Annotated in this window: 13 protein-coding genes; 10 read left to right on the forward strand and 3 right to left on the reverse strand. The window is 62.2% G+C overall.

The annotated features are described in order from the left end of the window. Positions 1-65: 65 nt before the first annotated feature. The 5 genes from dnaK (at position 66) to HMPREF2743_RS09470 (ending at position 6,217) form a co-directional block, all read left to right on the forward strand. Positions 66-1,910: a molecular chaperone DnaK gene (gene dnaK, locus HMPREF2743_RS09450; RefSeq protein WP_070818668.1), complete on the forward strand. Its 1,845-nt coding sequence runs from the start codon at positions 66-68 to the stop codon at positions 1,908-1,910. A gap of 3 nt (positions 1,911-1,913) precedes the next feature. Next, a complete protein-coding gene (gene grpE, locus HMPREF2743_RS09455; protein WP_070818669.1) occupies positions 1,914-2,579 on the forward strand; it encodes a nucleotide exchange factor GrpE in 666 nt (221 codons plus the stop codon). A 134-nt stretch (positions 2,580-2,713) separates the two neighbouring features. Continuing rightward, a complete protein-coding gene (dnaJ, locus tag HMPREF2743_RS09460) occupies positions 2,714-3,919 on the forward strand; it encodes a molecular chaperone DnaJ (RefSeq protein WP_070744167.1) in 1,206 nt (401 codons plus the stop codon). A gap of 12 nt (positions 3,920-3,931) precedes the next feature. Next, a complete protein-coding gene (locus HMPREF2743_RS09465) occupies positions 3,932-4,354 on the forward strand; it encodes a heat shock protein transcriptional repressor HspR (protein WP_070744165.1) in 423 nt (140 codons plus the stop codon). Between the two features lie 342 nt (positions 4,355-4,696). Then, positions 4,697-6,217 carry an acetaldehyde dehydrogenase ExaC gene (locus HMPREF2743_RS09470; RefSeq protein WP_070818670.1) on the forward strand — a complete coding sequence of 507 codons (1,521 nt, stop codon included), beginning with the start codon at positions 4,697-4,699 and terminating at the stop codon, positions 6,215-6,217. Here the strand turns inward: HMPREF2743_RS09470 and HMPREF2743_RS09475 are convergent. Both HMPREF2743_RS09475 and HMPREF2743_RS09480 read right to left on the reverse strand, forming a co-directional pair. Then, positions 6,214-7,365, reverse strand: a complete 1,152-nt coding sequence (locus HMPREF2743_RS09475; protein WP_070818671.1) for an alpha/beta hydrolase — start codon at positions 7,363-7,365, stop codon at positions 6,214-6,216. The two genes, HMPREF2743_RS09470 and HMPREF2743_RS09475, sit on opposite strands and share 4 nt — an antisense overlap. Next, the gene (locus HMPREF2743_RS09480; protein WP_070525796.1) at positions 7,362-7,622 is read right to left on the reverse strand and encodes a hypothetical protein; all 261 of its coding nucleotides are present in this window, start codon (positions 7,620-7,622) and stop codon (positions 7,362-7,364) included. Before HMPREF2743_RS09480 ends, HMPREF2743_RS09475 begins: the two co-directional genes overlap by 4 nt. A 102-nt stretch (positions 7,623-7,724) precedes the next feature. Between HMPREF2743_RS09480 and HMPREF2743_RS09485 the strand changes: the two genes are divergently transcribed. Next, a complete protein-coding gene (locus HMPREF2743_RS09485; RefSeq protein WP_070818686.1) occupies positions 7,725-8,534 on the forward strand; it encodes a carbon-nitrogen hydrolase family protein in 810 nt (269 codons plus the stop codon). A gap of 32 nt (positions 8,535-8,566) precedes the next feature. Here the strand turns inward: HMPREF2743_RS09485 and HMPREF2743_RS09490 are convergent, their stop codons facing one another. Beyond that, positions 8,567-9,766, reverse strand: coding sequence for an FAD-binding oxidoreductase (locus HMPREF2743_RS09490; RefSeq protein ID WP_070818672.1), 1,200 nt, complete (start codon positions 9,764-9,766; stop codon positions 8,567-8,569). Between the two features lie 168 nt (positions 9,767-9,934). On the opposite strand from HMPREF2743_RS09490, the gene HMPREF2743_RS09495 reads away from it, so the two are divergent. The 4 genes from HMPREF2743_RS09495 (at position 9,935) to HMPREF2743_RS09510 (ending at position 16,695) form a co-directional block, all read left to right on the forward strand. Further along, complete coding sequence (locus tag HMPREF2743_RS09495; protein ID WP_070818673.1) at positions 9,935-11,305, forward strand: sodium/glutamate symporter; 1,371 nt, start codon at positions 9,935-9,937, stop codon at positions 11,303-11,305. A 206-nt stretch (positions 11,306-11,511) separates the two neighbouring features. Further along, positions 11,512-12,906 carry a TetR/AcrR family transcriptional regulator gene (locus tag HMPREF2743_RS09500; RefSeq protein ID WP_070818674.1) on the forward strand — a complete coding sequence of 465 codons (1,395 nt, stop codon included), beginning with the start codon at positions 11,512-11,514 and terminating at the stop codon, positions 12,904-12,906. 281 nt (positions 12,907-13,187) lie between these two features. After that, positions 13,188-15,749 carry an ATP-dependent chaperone ClpB gene (clpB, locus tag HMPREF2743_RS09505; RefSeq protein WP_070818675.1) on the forward strand — a complete coding sequence of 854 codons (2,562 nt, stop codon included), beginning with the start codon at positions 13,188-13,190 and terminating at the stop codon, positions 15,747-15,749. Positions 15,750-15,843: 94 nt separating this feature from the next. Next, positions 15,844-16,695, forward strand: coding sequence for a sulfurtransferase (locus HMPREF2743_RS09510; protein ID WP_070818676.1), 852 nt, complete (start codon positions 15,844-15,846; stop codon positions 16,693-16,695). The last annotated feature ends 19 nt before the right edge of the window (positions 16,696-16,714 follow it).

The following is a 16,714-nucleotide window of genomic DNA, read 5'->3' on the forward strand; positions in this document are numbered from 1 at the left end:
GCGGCAGAAGTTGAGTCGCGCATTATCAACTTAAGAAAAACCCCAACAAGCAAGGAGAAAAGATCATGGGACGCGCAGTAGGAATTGACCTCGGTACCACCAACTCGGTCGTATCCGTACTGGAAGGTGGCGAGGCCACCGTTATCGCTAACTCCGAGGGTTCCCGCACCACCCCGTCTGTCGTGGCTTTCGCTAAGAACGGCGAAATCCTCGTCGGTCAGTCCGCGAAGAACCAGGCGGTCACCAACGTCGACCGCACCATCCGCTCCGTCAAGCGCCACATCGGCACCGACTGGACCATCGATATCGATGACAAGAAGTACACCCCGCAGGAGATTTCGGCCCGCACGCTCATGAAGCTGAAGCGCGACGCCGAGGCTTACCTGGGTGAGGACGTTACCGACGCCGTTATTACCGTCCCGGCTTACTTCGAGGACTCCCAGCGTCAGGCCACCAAGGAGGCCGGCCAGATTGCAGGCCTCAACGTCCTGCGTATCGTGAACGAGCCGACTGCCGCTGCACTGGCCTACGGCTTGGAGAAGGGCGAGCAGGAGCAGACCATCCTGGTCTTCGACCTCGGTGGCGGTACCTTCGACGTCTCCCTGCTGGAGATTGGTGATGGCGTGGTTGAGGTTATGGCCACCGCTGGTGATAACGCACTGGGTGGCGATGACTGGGATCAGCGCATTGTCGACTGGCTCGTGGATAAGTTCAAGGCTTCCCAGGGCGTCGACCTGACCAAGGATAAGCGCGCTGTCCAGCGCCTGCGTGAGGCTGCTGAGAAGGCCAAGATTGAGCTGTCCTCCTCCCAGTCCGCCAACATCAACCTGCCGTACATCACGGTGGACTCCGAGAAGAACCCGCTCTTCCTGGACGAGACCCTGTCCCGCACCGAGTTCCAGAAGATTACCCAGGACCTGCTGGACCGCACCAAGACCCCGTTCAACCAGGTCATCAAGGATGCTGGCCTGTCCCTGTCCGAGGTTGACCACGTGGTCCTCGTCGGCGGCTCCACCCGTATGCCGGCCGTGTCCGACCTGGTCAAGGAAATGACCGGCAAGGACCCGAACAAGGGCGTGAACCCGGACGAGGTTGTGGCAGTCGGCGCTGCTCTGCAGGCTGGCGTGCTGCGCGGTGAGGTTAAGGACGTGCTGCTTCTCGACGTCACCCCGCTCTCCCTCGGCATCGAGACCAAGGGTGGCGTGATGACCAAGCTCATCGAGCGCAACACCACCATCCCGACCAAGAAGTCCGAAACCTTCACCACGGCTGATGACAACCAGCCTTCCGTGCAGATTCAGGTCTACCAGGGCGAGCGCGAGATGGCTTCCGCCAACAAGCTGCTCGGCTCCTTCGAGCTCGGCGGCATTGCCCCGGCACCGCGTGGCGTGCCGCAGATCGAGGTCACCTTCGACATCGACGCCAACGGCATCGTCTCCGTCTCCGCTAAGGACAAGGCCACCGGCAAGGAGAACACCATCAAGATTCAGGATGGTTCCGGCCTGTCCCAGGAAGAGATCGACCGCATGGTCAAGGACGCCGAGGCACACGCCGAGGAAGACAAGAAGCGCCGCGAGGAGCAGGAGACCCGCAACCAGGCCGAGTCCACCTCCTACCAGACCCGCAAGTTCATGGATGAGAACTCCGACAAGCTGCCGGAGGACTTGAAGAACCGCGTGACCGAGGCTGCCGATGCCGTCGATGAGGCGCTGAAGGGCGATGACATCGAGGCGATTAAGTCGGCCGTCGAGAAGCTCGGCACCGAGTCCCAGGAGCTGGGCAAGGCCCTGTACGAGGCACAGGCTGCTGAGGCGGGCGCCGAGGGTGCCGCTGCTGGCGACGCCGCTGGTGACCCGAACGTCGTCGACGCCGAGGTTGTCGACGAGGACGACGAGAACAAGGAGAAGTAAACCATGACCTCCCCTCAGGACCCGGGCAACCCGGCCAACACCGACCCTGATGCAACCTCCGCTGAGGCTGCGGAGGCTGCCGCCGCTGAGGCTGCTTCTGCCGACGGCGTCGTGGATGACGCCACCGCGGGCACCGCTGAGGCAGAGGCTGCGGTTGAGGATGCCGCTCGCGACATCGCTGATGAGAACGCCAGTGCTGAGAACTCCCTGGAGGCTCAGCTGGCTGAGCGCACCGAGGACCTGCAGCGTCTCAACGCGGAGTACACCAATTACCGCCGTCGCACCGAGCGTGACCGTCAGGCCGTGATCGAGACCACCAAGGCCAAGGTCCTGGCAGATTTCCTGCCTATCCTTGATGACCTGGAGCTCGCGCGCCAGCACGGTGACCTCAACGAGGGGCCGCTCAAGGCCATCGCAGACAAGCTCACGGGCGTGCTGACTAATAACCAGCTGGCCCCGTTCGGCGCCGAGGGCGACGCCTTCGACCCCGAGGTGCACGAAGCAGTCCAGGACCTCTCGACTGGTGACGAGCAGGTCGTCGGCACGGTCCTGCGCCGTGGCTACACGGTGGGCGAGCGCGTCGTGCGCACCGCCATGGTGATTATCGCCGACCCCGCCGAGTCAGCCGATACCGCTGACAGTCCGGATAGCTCGGATAGCGCAGAATAGGTATCGCAGGTGGCGTCAGGGTTCAGTGTTCCTTGGCGCCACGCTTCTTTTCATTACTTAATTAGCATTTTTACTTAGCAAAAAATCTTAAACCCTAACCATTTATCGACTCTCCTGAAAGGAGGAGATGCCCAGTGAACGCTAAGCCAGAATGGGCAGACAAGGATTATTACGCGGATCTGGGGGTCTCCTCGTCCGCAACCGCCGAAGAGATTAAGCAGGCTTATCGCAAGCTGGCCCGCAAGAACCACCCCGACGCCAACCCGGATAACCCCGCGGCGGCGGAAAAATTCAAGCAGGTGGCGGAGGCCTATGATGTGCTCTCTGATAAAGCTACCCGCAAGGACTATGACCAGTTCAAGGCCATGATGCGCGGTGGCGGCTTTGGACGGAGAGGAGGCGCCGGGTTTCCCGGCGGGTTTCGATCCACGCACATGGGTGGACCGGGTGCGCAAGAATTCGACCTCTCCGACATCTTCGGAGGATCCGCTCGAGGAGCGTCTCAAGGCGGCGGTCTTGGGGATATCTTCGGTGGCGTTTTCAACCGCGGCGGTGGTGCTGGCCACACAGCTCGGCCGTCGCGGGGGGCCGACGTCGAAACGCAAATAACCCTCGACTTCCGCGAGGCAGCGAAGGGAACGACCATTCCTTTGCAGCTCAGTGGCGAAGCTCCCTGCACTACGTGCCACGGCTCCGGCTCGAAGAGCGGGAAGCTGACGACGTGCTCGACGTGCGATGGCACCGGGTTCACCTCTGAGCAGCGCGGTACCTTCGGTTTCTCGGCGCCGTGCACGGACTGCGATGGCACCGGCCAGCGCGCCGAGGATCCGTGCCCGGATTGCTCTGGGTCCGGAACGGTGCACCGCACCCGCTCCATCACGGTGCGTATCCCCGCTGGAGTGATCGATGGTCAGAAGGTGCGCCTTGCCGGGCAAGGCGAAGCCGGCCCGAACGGCACGCCGTCCGGTGACCTCTTCGTGGCGGTCACGGTAAAGCCCGACAAGGTATTCACCCGGGAAGGCGATGATCTGCACGTGACCGTCCCGGTCTCCTTCGCGGAGCTGGCCTTAGGGGACACCATTACGGTGCCGACCCTCGATTCGCCCGTGCGCGTGAAGGTACCGGCGGGCACCCCCGATGGCCGCACGTTGCGCGTGAAGGGCCGCGGTGTGGCCAAGCGCGGCGGCAAGGCCGGTGACCTCATGGTGACCGTGCAAGTTACGGTGCCCTCTACGCTGGATGCGGCGGCCTCCTCGGCGCTGCGCAGTTACGCCCAGGCGGAGAAGGACTCCGGCTTTGATCCGCGTGCCGGCTGGGCCGGTAACACGGTAGCGCGCTAAAGGAGGTGTGAGATGAGCAAGGACAGAACAAACCGAAGTGATGCGGCGCAGCCCAAGGCGATGTATGTCATCTCCGTGGCCGCGGAACTGTCCGGCATGCATGCTCAAACTCTGCGCACGTATGACCGGATGGGGCTGGTTTCCCCAGCCCGCACCTCCGGGGGTGGGCGCCGTTATTCGGAGAGCGATATTGAGCTCTTGCGCAAGATTCAGACGCTCTCGCAGGACGATGGCGTGAACCTGGCTGGCATTAAGTCCATCATCGAGCTGACTGCGGAGCGCGACCGCCTCGCCGCCGAGCGCGATGAATTGCAGGCAGAAGTTGAGCGCCTGCGCAGCCAGGCCCGCCCTTCCCGCGGCGAGCTGGTCCACGTACCGCGCTCGACCTCCGTGGTGATGTGGACACCTCGCCGCAACCGGCGCCGCGACAGCTAGGCGCTTTCCCCCCTCCTCTATGGAGGGGGGTTCTGCTGTTTTGGCCATCTACAGCCTGCTTGGCTGAAGTCTTCATGCTCTTTGCTTAACAAGTGTCATTGTTGCCAAAGTTCGTGCTCAAAATTGCTCTGGACCGTGAAACTTTGGCAACGAGGGCAGTTAGGGCAGTAGGTTCGGGAGCCTTTGGGTAACAACCCCAAAAGCTTTCTTCTTTGAAAACGTGAGTTTGGCAAAACTGATCGCTACACTCGCATTCAATGTTGTGTTGCCCATCACTTTCCTGAAGATTTGTGTGGGCGGCCGCCGTGAGGAAACTGAACCCACTAGAAAGGCAGTAGGCACATGACTCTGTATGCAAACCCCGGAACCCCTGATGCCATCGTCAACTTCCGTGAGCGCTACGACAACTACATCGGCGGCGAGTGGGTTCCGCCGGTTGATGGCGAATACATGGACAACATCACCCCGGTGACCGGTGAGGTCTTCTGCCAGGTGGCCCGCGGCAAGGAAGCCGACATCAATCTGGCCATCGACGCTGCTGAGAAAGCCTTCGAGACCTTCGGCAAGACCACCCCGGCCGAGCGTGCGCTCCTGCTGCATCGCATCGCGGACCGCATTGAGGAGAACCTGGAAAAGATCGCCGTCGCGGAAACCTGGGAGAACGGCAAGGCCGTACGCGAGACCCTCGCCGCTGATATCCCGCTGGCCGTAGATCACTTCCGCTATTTCGCCGGCGCCATCCGCGCCCAGGAGGGCCGCCTTTCCCAGATTGACCAGGACACCGTGGCTTATCACTTCCATGAGCCGCTGGGAGTGGTGGGCCAGATCATTCCGTGGAACTTCCCGCTATTGATGGCGTCGTGGAAGATTGCGCCGGCGCTGGCCGCCGGCAACACCATCGTGATGAAGCCGGCCGAGCAGACCCCGGCATCGATCCTGCTGCTCATTGAGATCATCGAGGACCTCCTTCCCAAGGGCGTGCTCAACATCGTCAACGGTGTTGGTGAGGAAGCGGGCGTGGCGTTGTCTGCCTCGGATCGCATCGCCAAGATTGCCTTCACTGGCTCCACCCCGGTGGGCAAGATCATCAACAAGGCCGCTGCGGACAAGGTCATTCCTGTCACGCTGGAGCTCGGTGGCAAGTCGCCGTCCATCTTCTTCGCGGACATCATGGACAAGGACGATGCCTACCTGGAGAAGTGCGTCGAAGGCTTCGTTATGTTCGCGCTCAACCAGGGTGAGGTCTGCACCTGCCCGTCGCGCGCGCTCATCCATGAGGACATTGCGGACAAGTTCCTGGAGCTGGCCGTGGAGCGCGTGAAGAAGATCAAGATCGGCCACCCGCTCGATACCGAAACGATGATGGGCGCGCAGGCTTCCCAGGAGCAGATGGACAAGATCGCCGAATACCTTGAGATCGGCCCGAAGGAAGGTGCGGAGACCCTCATCGGTGGCCACGTGAACAAGGTGGAGGGCCTGGAGAACGGCTACTACATTGAACCGACCGTCTTCCGCGGCACCAATGACATGCGTATCTTCCGCGAGGAAATCTTCGGCCCAGTACTCTCCGTGGCTACGTTCAAGGACTTCGAGGAAGCCATCCAGATTGCTAATGACACCAACTTCGGCCTGGGCGCTGGCGTGTGGTCGCGCCACCAGAACACCTGCTACCGCGCCGGGCGCGAAATCCAGGCCGGCCGCGTGTGGGTCAACCACTACCACGTGTACCCCGCTCACAGCGCCTTCGGTGGTTACAAGGAGTCCGGCATTGGCCGCGAGAACCACCTCATGATGCTCACTCACTACCAGGAGACGAAGAACATGCTGGTGTCCTACTCTGAGGAGCAGGCTGGTCTGTTCTAATACCTGCTGGCTATGACCCCCAGACCCCGCAGAAATGCGGGGTCTTTCCAATAGGAGCCATGATCCCCCGGCAGGCCGCTCGTGCCGGGCACGGCCGTTGCGCCGAAGGTCGGGGAAGAGGGATCGGGGCCGTGGATTCCGCCGTGCGGGCCGGTGGCAATCGCGATGGGGTCCTCGGTATTCCGCGCACTCCACACTCGGCCGTGCAGCTGCGAGGCGCTAGCCACGGAAGCGCCCGGGCTGCCGATGAGCACGATGTCATCCGCAACATAGTCCTGCTGTGCTGCCTTGCCCACCACCACGGAGCCATAGGAGTAACCCAGAAGGATGTGCTGCGCGTGAGGAAAGCGCTGCCGCAAAGCGCGCTGGAAGCGGCCCAGCTCAGTAGCACCGCGGCGCGCTGGGTCCTCGTGTGCAGCGCGGGGCAGCGAGGTCGGGGCGGCATATCCAATCCACGCCACCGTGGGGCCATTGGTGGCGCGCGCGATGGCGCGGGCGCGCTCCACGGCGGTGGGCCAGCTCGCTGCATCAGAAGAACCTACTCCGCCCACAAACGTGCTCACCTGCGCGGCCTGAGTGCCGATACCTTCGGGGTCCACGAGCGCCACCAATCGCCCGGGGCTGGCCTCCAGCACGGTGATATCCGGGTTGGCCGCGGCGAGGGAGCGAACTTCCTCGCTAGCCATGGTCAGTTGGATCTGGTGCAGCTCAGTGAGAGACAGGTCGCTGAAATCCTCCAAGCGGCTCGGCGGCTGTGCCATCTCTGGAGTGCACAAGGCGTTTAGTTGGCGGGCGCAGGCCCAATCGAGGACGTCGGCCAACGCATCTAATTGCCCAAGCGCCACGCTGGTGGGCTCAGCAAATGCAGGGGTCGCAGCGAGCTGCAGGGCGCGTGCGCGCAGCTGTTCAATCCTCTCCTGCAGCGGCGCATAGAGGCTCAGGATCCGCGCGGCCAGGCGCATCTGCTGCGCGGGTTCTAACAGCGTGTCGGTGGCGCGCTGCAATGCCCGCCGCGCAGCATCGGAGGCTGTACCGGAAAGCGCTAGGCCTGACCAATGATGGCGCGAGTCAGCGATATAAAGCTCAAGCTCAGAAGCGGAACCTTTCATCCGTTCGGCCTCCGCGCGCAGTTCTGCCGCCGCACTCATTTGCTTCCTGCCAGACGTGTGGAAAGCTCGGAATCAAGATCCTGGGTCACACCCACGAAGCTCTCAAGCTCTTCTAAACGCGCCCGCCGAGACTGTTCGCTGGCGCTCCGCGCATCCTCCCACCGCGCGCCGAGGAGAGCTAGCGCGTGGGCCGTGCGAGGAGGCTCTAGCAAGGAAGGAGAGGCGGTGGGGGAGGCATGGCCGAAGAGGTCGCGGATCTGCTCGCGAGCAGCACTGTCAATGTCAAGGTGGTTCATAGCATCGAGAGTGCGCCAACTGTCCTATCGCCGTAAAGAGCGGCAACCGTGAATCCACGGAATCTGTGGATAACTAGTCCGGGCTCGTCTACCGTGGGCCGCATGAAGGTAGCAGCAGTTCAATTGACCAGTACCGGAAACGTCGAGGAGAACCTCGCCGTTGCACTCGACAAGATCCGGGAAGCCGCAGACAACGGCGCGCAGCTCATCGTCCTGCCGGAAGCTACCACCCAGAGCTTCGATTCCGGGCGCCTCGATACACACGCAGAAGGTCTCGACGGCCCCACTGCCACCGCCGTGCGCGCGCTGGCAGAAGAACTCGGCGTGTACGTGGTGCTGGGAATGTTCGCCCCAGCAGATACCGTTCAGCGTGGAGAGAAGACCATCAACCGCGTGGCCAACGTTGCGCTCATCGCCGGGCCTGGTGTTCTCGGCGGCTACGAAAAAATCCACACCTACGACGCTTTCAAGTACAAGGAATCCGATACTGTCCGCCCGGGTGAGTCACTCGTTGCCTTCGATGCCGGTGACCTCACCGTGGGTGTCGCCACCTGCTACGACATCCGCTTCCCTGAGCAATTCAAGGTGCTTGCCCGCCAGGGCGCTCACCTCATTGTCGTGCCCACCAGCTGGGCCGATGGCCCGGGCAAGCTGGAGCAGTGGCGCCTGCTGAGCGCTGCGCGCGCGCTTGATTCCACGAGCTATATTCTGGCCGCAGGCCAGGCACGCCCCGGCGGCGAGGCTAAAGCAGGGGAGGCCTCCGGGCCCACGGGCATCGGGCACTCCGTCCTCGTGGCTCCGGATGGCACGCGCCTGGCCGAAGCTGGTTATGAGCCGGAAATCCTCTACGGAGAGGTGGACCCAGGCACCGTGGCGAAGGTCCGTGAATCCCTCCCCGTTCTGGACGCCTAAGCTCCGCTTGTACGTCTAAGCGCTTATAGCGCTTAGACCCATTGGGACTTCTTCCACGCCGCCCAGGCTTCCCAGTCATCGCCCCAGCCGTCGAGTTCGGCGGCGGAGGCCGCCCACTCGTGGCCACGCTGCCAGCTATCCGTGGTGATAGCTTCCTCCGCGACGCCACCTGCGAGCAAGGCCGCGCGCGCTAGTTCCACGCGGTCGGCCGGACCGATGAGTACAAAGCGGCGGTCCGTCCCTTCAGCGAGCACCGGTTCCATCGGCTCCTTGGCCACCACGGGCTTAAACCCGTGGGCAGCCGGCTGCGCACCCAGCAGCCAAGGGTCCTGGCCCTCCCTCACGATGTGGTGCAGCTTCAGCTTCGGAAGCAAAGCCTGCAGGTTGGCCTGAAATTCCGTGTCATAGTGCTCGCCCGGCGAAGGGGCTACGGCATAGACCTGGAGACCAGAGGGGAGGGTGTTCTCCAGGGCGTCGAGAAGCAGCGCCCGGGCGCCCGCCCACCCGGTGCCGAAGGAGATCAGTGTGGTCTCGGAATCGAGCTGTGGCGGCTCACCGGCGGGCATGCCCAGCGTCCACCAATCTCCCGGCTGCGCCTTGGCCAGCATGGAGGAGGCCTCACCGGCCAGCGCGAGGTGGAAAATGAGTTGCCCGGAATCATCAGCAGGCGCAGCCGGCGTCAGCGGACGCCAGGTTCCCGGCGTGAGCTGCGAAGTCACCGGCACGTGCTGACCCGCGCGATAGTCCAGCGCCGTACCGGATTCCAGCCGGACCACAGCGGTGTTCCGGTTGGGCTTCTCCACCGCCACCACCTGGGCGCTGTGAGCCGGGGGAAGACCGGCGATATCCGCCTCCTCGGCGGCGCTGCGCATGATGGAACACACGTGGGAAATAGTGCGCGTGGCGACATCGTACTGATACTGGGTGAGTCCTAGCACCTCCAACCCGTGCACCAGCGATGCCTCAAATTTCGGATAGATCTCGGGAGGGAAACCGTGGCGGCGATGATCACGTCCCATCTGGGCTAGGCGCTTGGCGACGTCCCCCCGAACCTCACCGTCCTCCACATTTTCCAGCACCCACGCGAGTGCCGGGGCCATGGAGGGGTGCGTGTCTTTCATCGACAGAGCAAAGACTTGGCGGGATTCGGCCACGGTGGCGAAAAAGTGCCCGTGTACTGCGTCGCGATAGTCTTCCGCGTGCTTGCGTAGGTGCTCACCCAGTTCCCTCATGCTCGCCCATCCTAGCGCCTGGGGGTAGTGCCACATCACCCTCGGGTTATATGCCAGGGGTGGCAAAGTGGGGAGGGAGTTGTAGTGTAATCTACGGTTCATTTCCCGAAAGTGGGTGAGTCTCGTCTCAAGGATGCCGCGATGCGCGGCATGGAAGGAAGATCTCGCATGGAAGATTTCTCTGCGTACACAATCATGACCGACGTGGGCTGGATTTCCTTGCTCATGGTTATCGGCAACGTTTTGCGCCACCAGATCAAGTTCGTATTCCAGGACTTGCTGCTGCCCGCCCCCATCACCGCCGGTCTGCTCGGCTTGCTCTTGGGGCCCAATGTCTTGGGGTGGATCGGTTTTTCCGACAACCTCGGCGATTACACCTCGCTGCTCATCGCCGTGGTCTTCGCCTCCATGGCCTTCTCCATGGAGATGGGCGGCAACATGGGCAAGGGCGCTCGCAACATGTGGGGCTATTCCACCATGATGTTTACCGGCCAGTGGGGCTTGTTCATCATCCTTGGACTCTTGCTGTTTAAGCCCACTTTTGACACGCCTGACTGGTTCGGCATGATGCTGCCCGTCGGCTTTACCGGTGGTTTCGGTACCGCCGCGGCCGTCGGCGGTGCCTTGGAGGGCGTGGGCGCTGAGGCGGCCTCCTCGCTGGGCTTTACCTCCGCTACCGTGGGCACCTTGGCCGCCATCGTCGGCGGCATCATTGCGGGTAACTGGGGCATCCGCAAGGGCAAGGTTTCGCACGTTCCGAAGCAGCTCCCAGAGGAGCTGCGCCGCGGCTACATCTCGCGCCTGGAGGATCGCCCCTCGCTGGGCCGCGCGACGACGAACCCCTCCGCCATCGAGCCCATCACCCTCCACGTTGGCTTCATCGCCCTGACCGTGATGACCGCCTACGGCATTAACAAGGGCATCGCCTCCATCTGGGAGAACGTCTCCATCCCGCTGTTCGCCATGTCCATGGTCGTGGGCCTGCTCTTCCGTGCCGTGATGAACATGGTGGGTGCTAAGGACTACCTGGATAAGGACACGGTCAGCTCGGTCTCCGGTGCGGCGACTGACTACCTCATTGCCTTTGGCGTGGCGGCCATCGTGCCGGCAGCCGTCGCAGCCTACTGGCAGGCTCTGCTGCTGCTCTTCGTTCTGGGCACCATCTACTGCATCTTCTTCCTGATGTGGTTCCCCGCCGAGTTCTTCGGTGAGCGCTGGATTGAGCGCGGCATCTTCGGTTGGGGCTGGGCCACGGCCACCGTGGCTACCGGCATTGCGATCCTCAAGATCGTGGACCCCAAGCTCAAGTCCGGCACGCTGTCGGAGTACGGCATGGCCTACATCGGCTTCGGTCCCTTCGAGATTTCCTGGACCATCATCGCGCCGCTGTCCGTTATGTACGGCTTCACCGCTGGCTTTGGCTGGATCTCCCTGGGCATCGCGGTGGTCATCTACCTCGTGTTCAAATTCACCGGAATGATGCCGCCGCGCGGCACCATCTTCAAGGAAGGCATTGGGCACGTCGGCTCATCGAAGTAGACGCTGACCATCTCTTGCGCAACCTCCAGGCAGTGTGGCCTGGGGGTTTTCTTCATTCTCGGCGTGATGCGCATTACGGGGACAGTGTTCACTGATTACATTGCTGTTTAGCGGAGAATGGGGATAAAATTCAGGAAGTTGTTAGCGTGGTGCTCTCTCATTCTTTCTTTTTCTTCCACTAGGAGAGCGCAAACTTAGGAAGCTGTATGCATTTTCTTTATGAAGACTCACCTCGTGAGGTTGTACTCGAGTCTGCGCTTCATATCGGAGCTGCGGAGGGAGATGAGGCCATCTCCGTCGAATCCGTGGCCAAGCTGGCGGAGCTTAGTGCTGCTCAGGTGCTTGCGGAGTTTCCTGACCGCGAGGCCATCGTGCGGGCGATCCCCGAATATGTGACTGACCGCAAGGTCAAGTTTCTTGAGGAAACGCTCGATGCGGCCCCAGGCTACGCCGATCTTTTTACCAAACTGACAACTTTTACTGAGGCCTATTACGAGTATGCCGAGCGTGAGCCGGAGCTGTTCCGCTACCTCTTTGAAAAGAAGGCCTATGTCTTCGAGGACGAATGGCAGGCTCTCTTACAGGGTAATTTGTCCTATAACCGGACCTTGGACCTGATCTATGAAACCATCGCGCTCATCGCGACGGAGGAAAAAATCCAGGTTGGAAGCGATGTGTGTTTTGAATCGGTGGCAAAGCTCAGCGTTGCTACCTTGGCCACTGTTCATGGCATGGCGCATCTCAGTGTTCTCGGCGTACTGCGGCACCAACACTCGGTGGTGCGGCGCTTCAATCTCCGCGAGGTATGCAAGGCGCTCATCGGAACCCTGTTTAAGGCTGCGGAATCTTTGGAGATGCCGGATCTGCGCAGCCCGATGCAGGAGTATCGCGAACTGCTCGCTGGGTTTGTTCCGGACCGTGACATCTCCCTGGATATCTCCGCGATTGAGGACCTGCAGGAGCTTTCCGCAGAGCGCGCACGCATGGCCGTGATGGAACGTGCCATCCAGCTGGCTGCACGCGAGGGCCTGCAGTCCGTAACCATTGAGAACGTGGCCGAGTATTTCGACGTCTCCGATGTCTTCATTGCCTCGCTGGTGGACAATGACTTCGTGCTGCGTGAATCCGTGGAGCAGGAAACCGACTGTGAGCTTGAAGCCCGCAGCCTCTACCTCTTGGAGCAGCTGCCGGAGGATGCATCGGCCGTCGACAAGCTCCTGTGCGTAGCGGTGGCCTATTTTGACTACGCGGTGACGTACCCCGAACGCTATAGTGCCTGCATCGCCGCTGCCTCTGGGTCCGTGGTGCCGCTGAGTGCGGATGGCGAGGAACAGACCAAGATGGGTGTGTCCTTCGCGTTGTTGATGCGTTTTGCCCGCGAAGCGCTGCGGGAGGCCGGGTACGAACCGGAGGATCGCCTGGTTTATGTCAAGAACTTCACCCTATGGGCCGGTGCTGACGGCATGTGCCACCTGGCTTCTATGGGTGAGTTCCGTGGTATCGACCTCGAGGAAAAGTGGTCCATCTATTACCTCGTGACGGGCGTGGTCCTAGCAACCTTTGCCTACGATCTTCCCGGCAAGCATCCGCAGACTGTTTAGCCCGTTTAATCGTAGATAAACTAGATAAACACCGGCTCTTCCGTTCTGCTGAATCCAGCAGGCGGAGGGGCCGGTTTTCTTGTGTCCACGGCGTGACACAATCAGCGGAAAAGGGAAACTTGAGTGTATATCGATCAACCTGGCGTAGACGCGGAAATTTAAAAAAGTTCTAGTTGAGTGGAATAGACTCAAGTTCTGTAGCGTTATAGACAGTGAAGCTTCCTTCCCTGCTGTAGCCGCAGGGAGGTTTGGATAAACAGTAGAAACGGAGAAACACAATAATGAGTTCTTTTAACCCCACCACTAAAACCCAGGAGGCCCTGCAGCAAGCACTGCAGACGGCTTCCGCCAACGGTAACCCGGACATCCGCCCGGCGCACCTCTTAGCAGCCATCCTCGAGCAGAAGGATGGCATTGCCGCCCCGGTGCTCAAGGCCACCGGTGTGGATCCGGAGACGGTGCTCAAGGAGGCGCGCCAGCTTATCGACGCCCTCCCGAAGGCCGAGGGCGCCAACATGGCGAACCCGAACTTTAACCGCGACGCCCTCAACGTCCTCACCCGCGCCCAAGAGCTGGCCGGTGAGCTCGGTGATGAGTACGTCTCCACCGAGGTGCTGCTCGCCGCTATTGCGGGCTCCAAGTCGGATGCCGCCGAGCTGCTGACCTCCCGGGGGGCCACCTATGACGCGCTCAAGGGCGCTTTCCCTTCCGTGCGCGGCGCGGCCAAGGTGACCTCGGAGAATCCCGAGGAACAGTTCCAGGCTTTGGAGAAGTACGCCACGGACCTCACCGCTCGCGCCCGCGAGGGCAAGATTGACCCGGTCATCGGCCGTGATCAGGAGATCCGCCGCGTGGTCCAGGTTCTTAGCCGCCGCACGAAGAATAACCCGGTGCTCATCGGTGAGCCCGGCGTGGGTAAGACCGCCATCGTGGAGGGCCTGGCCCGCCGCATCGTGGCCGGTGACGTACCGGAATCCCTCAAGGGCAAGACGCTGCTGAGTCTGGATCTCGGCTCCATGGTCGCCGGCGCGAAGTATCGCGGCGAGTTCGAGGAGCGCCTCAAGGCCGTCCTCGATGAGATTAAGGCTTCCGATGGGCAGATCATCACCTTCATCGATGAGCTGCACACCATCGTCGGCGCCGGTGCCACCGGTGAGGGCTCTATGGATGCCGGCAACATGATTAAGCCCATGCTGGCCCGCGGTGAACTCCGCCTGGTGGGTGCCACCACCCTCGATGAGTACCGCAAGTACATCGAGAAGGATGCCGCTCTGGAGCGCCGCTTCCAGCAGGTCTACGCCGCCGAGCCTTCCGTGGAGGACACCATCGGTATCCTTCGCGGCCTCAAGGAGCGCTACGAGGTGCACCATGGCGTGCGCATTCAGGACTCAGCCCTGGTCTCTGCCGCGGAGCTCTCGCACCGCTACATCACCAACCGCTTCCTGCCGGACAAGGCCATCGACTTGGTCGATGAGGCCGGCTCTCGCCTGCGCATGGAGATTGACTCCTCCCCGCAGGAGATCGATGAGCTGGAGCGCATCGTGCGCCGCCTCGAGATTGAGGAGCTGGCTCTCAAGAAGGAATCGGATGCCGCCTCGAAGGACCGCCTGACTGCCCTTCAGCAGGAGCTGGCGGATGAGCGTGAGAAGCTCGGTGAGCTCAAGGCCCGCTGGGCCAATGAGAAAAAGGCCATCGATGATGTGCAGACCATCAAGGAACAGCTGGAGGATCTGCGCCGTCAGGCAGAGATTGCGGAGCGCGATGGTGACCTAGCACTGGCCTCCGAGATCAACTACGGCAAGATCCCGCCGCTGGAGAAGGACCTGGCTGCCGCCGAGGAGAAGGCCGCGCAGCAGCACAACACCATGCTCAGCGAGGAAGTCACCCCGGACACCATCGCGGAGGTCGTCTCCGCCTGGACCGGCATCCCGGCCGGCAAGATGCTGCAGGGAGAGACCGAGAAGCTGCTCAACATGGAGTCCGTGCTGGGGCAGCGCGTGGTGGGCCAGAAGGAGGCCGTCACCGCGGTCTCCGATGCCGTGCGCCGCGCCCGCGCCGGTGTGGCTGACCCGAACCGTCCGACCGGTTCCTTCCTCTTCCTGGGGCCGACGGGCGTGGGCAAGACGGAGCTGGCGAAGGCTCTGGCGGACTTCCTCTTTGACGATGAATCCGCGATGGTTCGCATCGACATGTCCGAGTTCGGTGAGAAACACTCCGTCGCCCGCCTTGTCGGTGCCCCTCCGGGATACGTGGGCTACGATGCCGGCGGCCAGCTCACCGAAGCTGTGCGTCGCCGCCCGTACACGCTGGTGCTTTTCGACGAAGTTGAGAAGGCCCACCCGGATGTCTTCGACGTGCTCCTGCAGGTCCTCGATGAAGGCCGCCTGACCGATGGCCAGGGCCGCACCGTGGACTTCCGCAACACCGTCATCATCCTGACCTCGAACCTGGGTGCCGGCGGCACCAAGGAAGAGGTCATGGAGGCAGTCAAGCGCAGCTTCAAGCCGGAGTTCATCAACCGTCTCGATGATGTCGTGATGTTTGAGCCGCTGACCTCGGATCTGCTCTCGGGCATCGTGGATATCCAGCTCAAGGGCTTGGCCGAGCGCCTGTCCGGCCGCCGCCTGACGCTGCAGGTCTCCGACGCCGCCAAGCTGTGGCTGGCCGAGCGCGGCTACGACCCGGCCTACGGCGCCCGCCCGTTGCGCCGCCTGATCCAGCAGGCCATCGGTGACCAGCTAGCCAAGAAGCTGCTGGCCGGTGACATCGTGGACGGCGATACCGTGCACGTTGACGTCGCCGACGGTGGCGCGCACCTCGAGCTAGCTGCCCGCACCGCCTAAACCGCCGACTAACCGGTGAGCACGATTAGTACTTACCGCGCTCACCGCGCTCACCGGTCGCCACCAACCGCTCATGCCCCTATGATCTGGGGGCATGAGCATTTTGATCTCCCCTCACGAGTTGAGTGAGAAGATTTACCGCGGTGACAAGACGACCATCCTCGCTTCCCTCTGGGCTCCAGGGGAAGGCGAGGCCTTCAATCTCTTTTCTTCCCTTCACATTCCAACCGCCCAGTACGCGGACGCCGCGTCAGCCTTCGTGGGCCTGCCCGGCTCCAAGGTGGGACGCAACCCACTCCCGCAGACCGAGAAGATTCAAGAGTGGATCGACCACTGGGGCCTGGAGAAGGACAGTGAAGTCGTGGTCTACGACGAAGGCCGCGGCCTCTTCGCCGGCCGTGCGTGGTGGACGCTGCGATGGGCGGGCATCCATAACGTCCGCATCCTCGACGGCGGCCTGTCCAACTGGCGCGCCCAGTCCCTGCCCACACTTACCGGCCCGGGTAACTTGGGCATGCCCTCAGACTTTGAAGTGACTACGGGCTCGATGCCCACGGCCACCATCGATGAGGTCAAGGAACACAAGGGCCTGCTTCTCGACGTTCGCACGCGCAACCGCTTCGCCGGCCGCCGCGAGAACCTCGACTTGAAGGCCGGTCACATCCCGGGTGCGGTTAACCTTCCGGAGCGCCTCTTCCACACGCAGGACATCACCGTGTGGAAGTCCAAGGAAGAGATCCTGGAGATCCTCGACCAACACGGCGTGACCAAGGAAAACGTGGACGGCGCCATCATCTATTCCGGCTCCGGTAATCACTCCGCGCTCACCATCGCCGTTCTGGAACACGTGGGCTTTACCGGCCTGCGTCACTTTGTGGGCGGATGGTCGCAGTGGTCAGCCAACCCGAAGAATCCGGTGGAGCGCGGCGACCGCGAGCACGTCTAGAATCCGCACGTGACCAGCG

The sequence above is a fragment of the Corynebacterium sp. HMSC036D02 genome (assembly GCF_001836165.1).
Taxonomy (GTDB): Bacteria; Actinomycetota; Actinomycetes; order Mycobacteriales; family Mycobacteriaceae; genus Corynebacterium.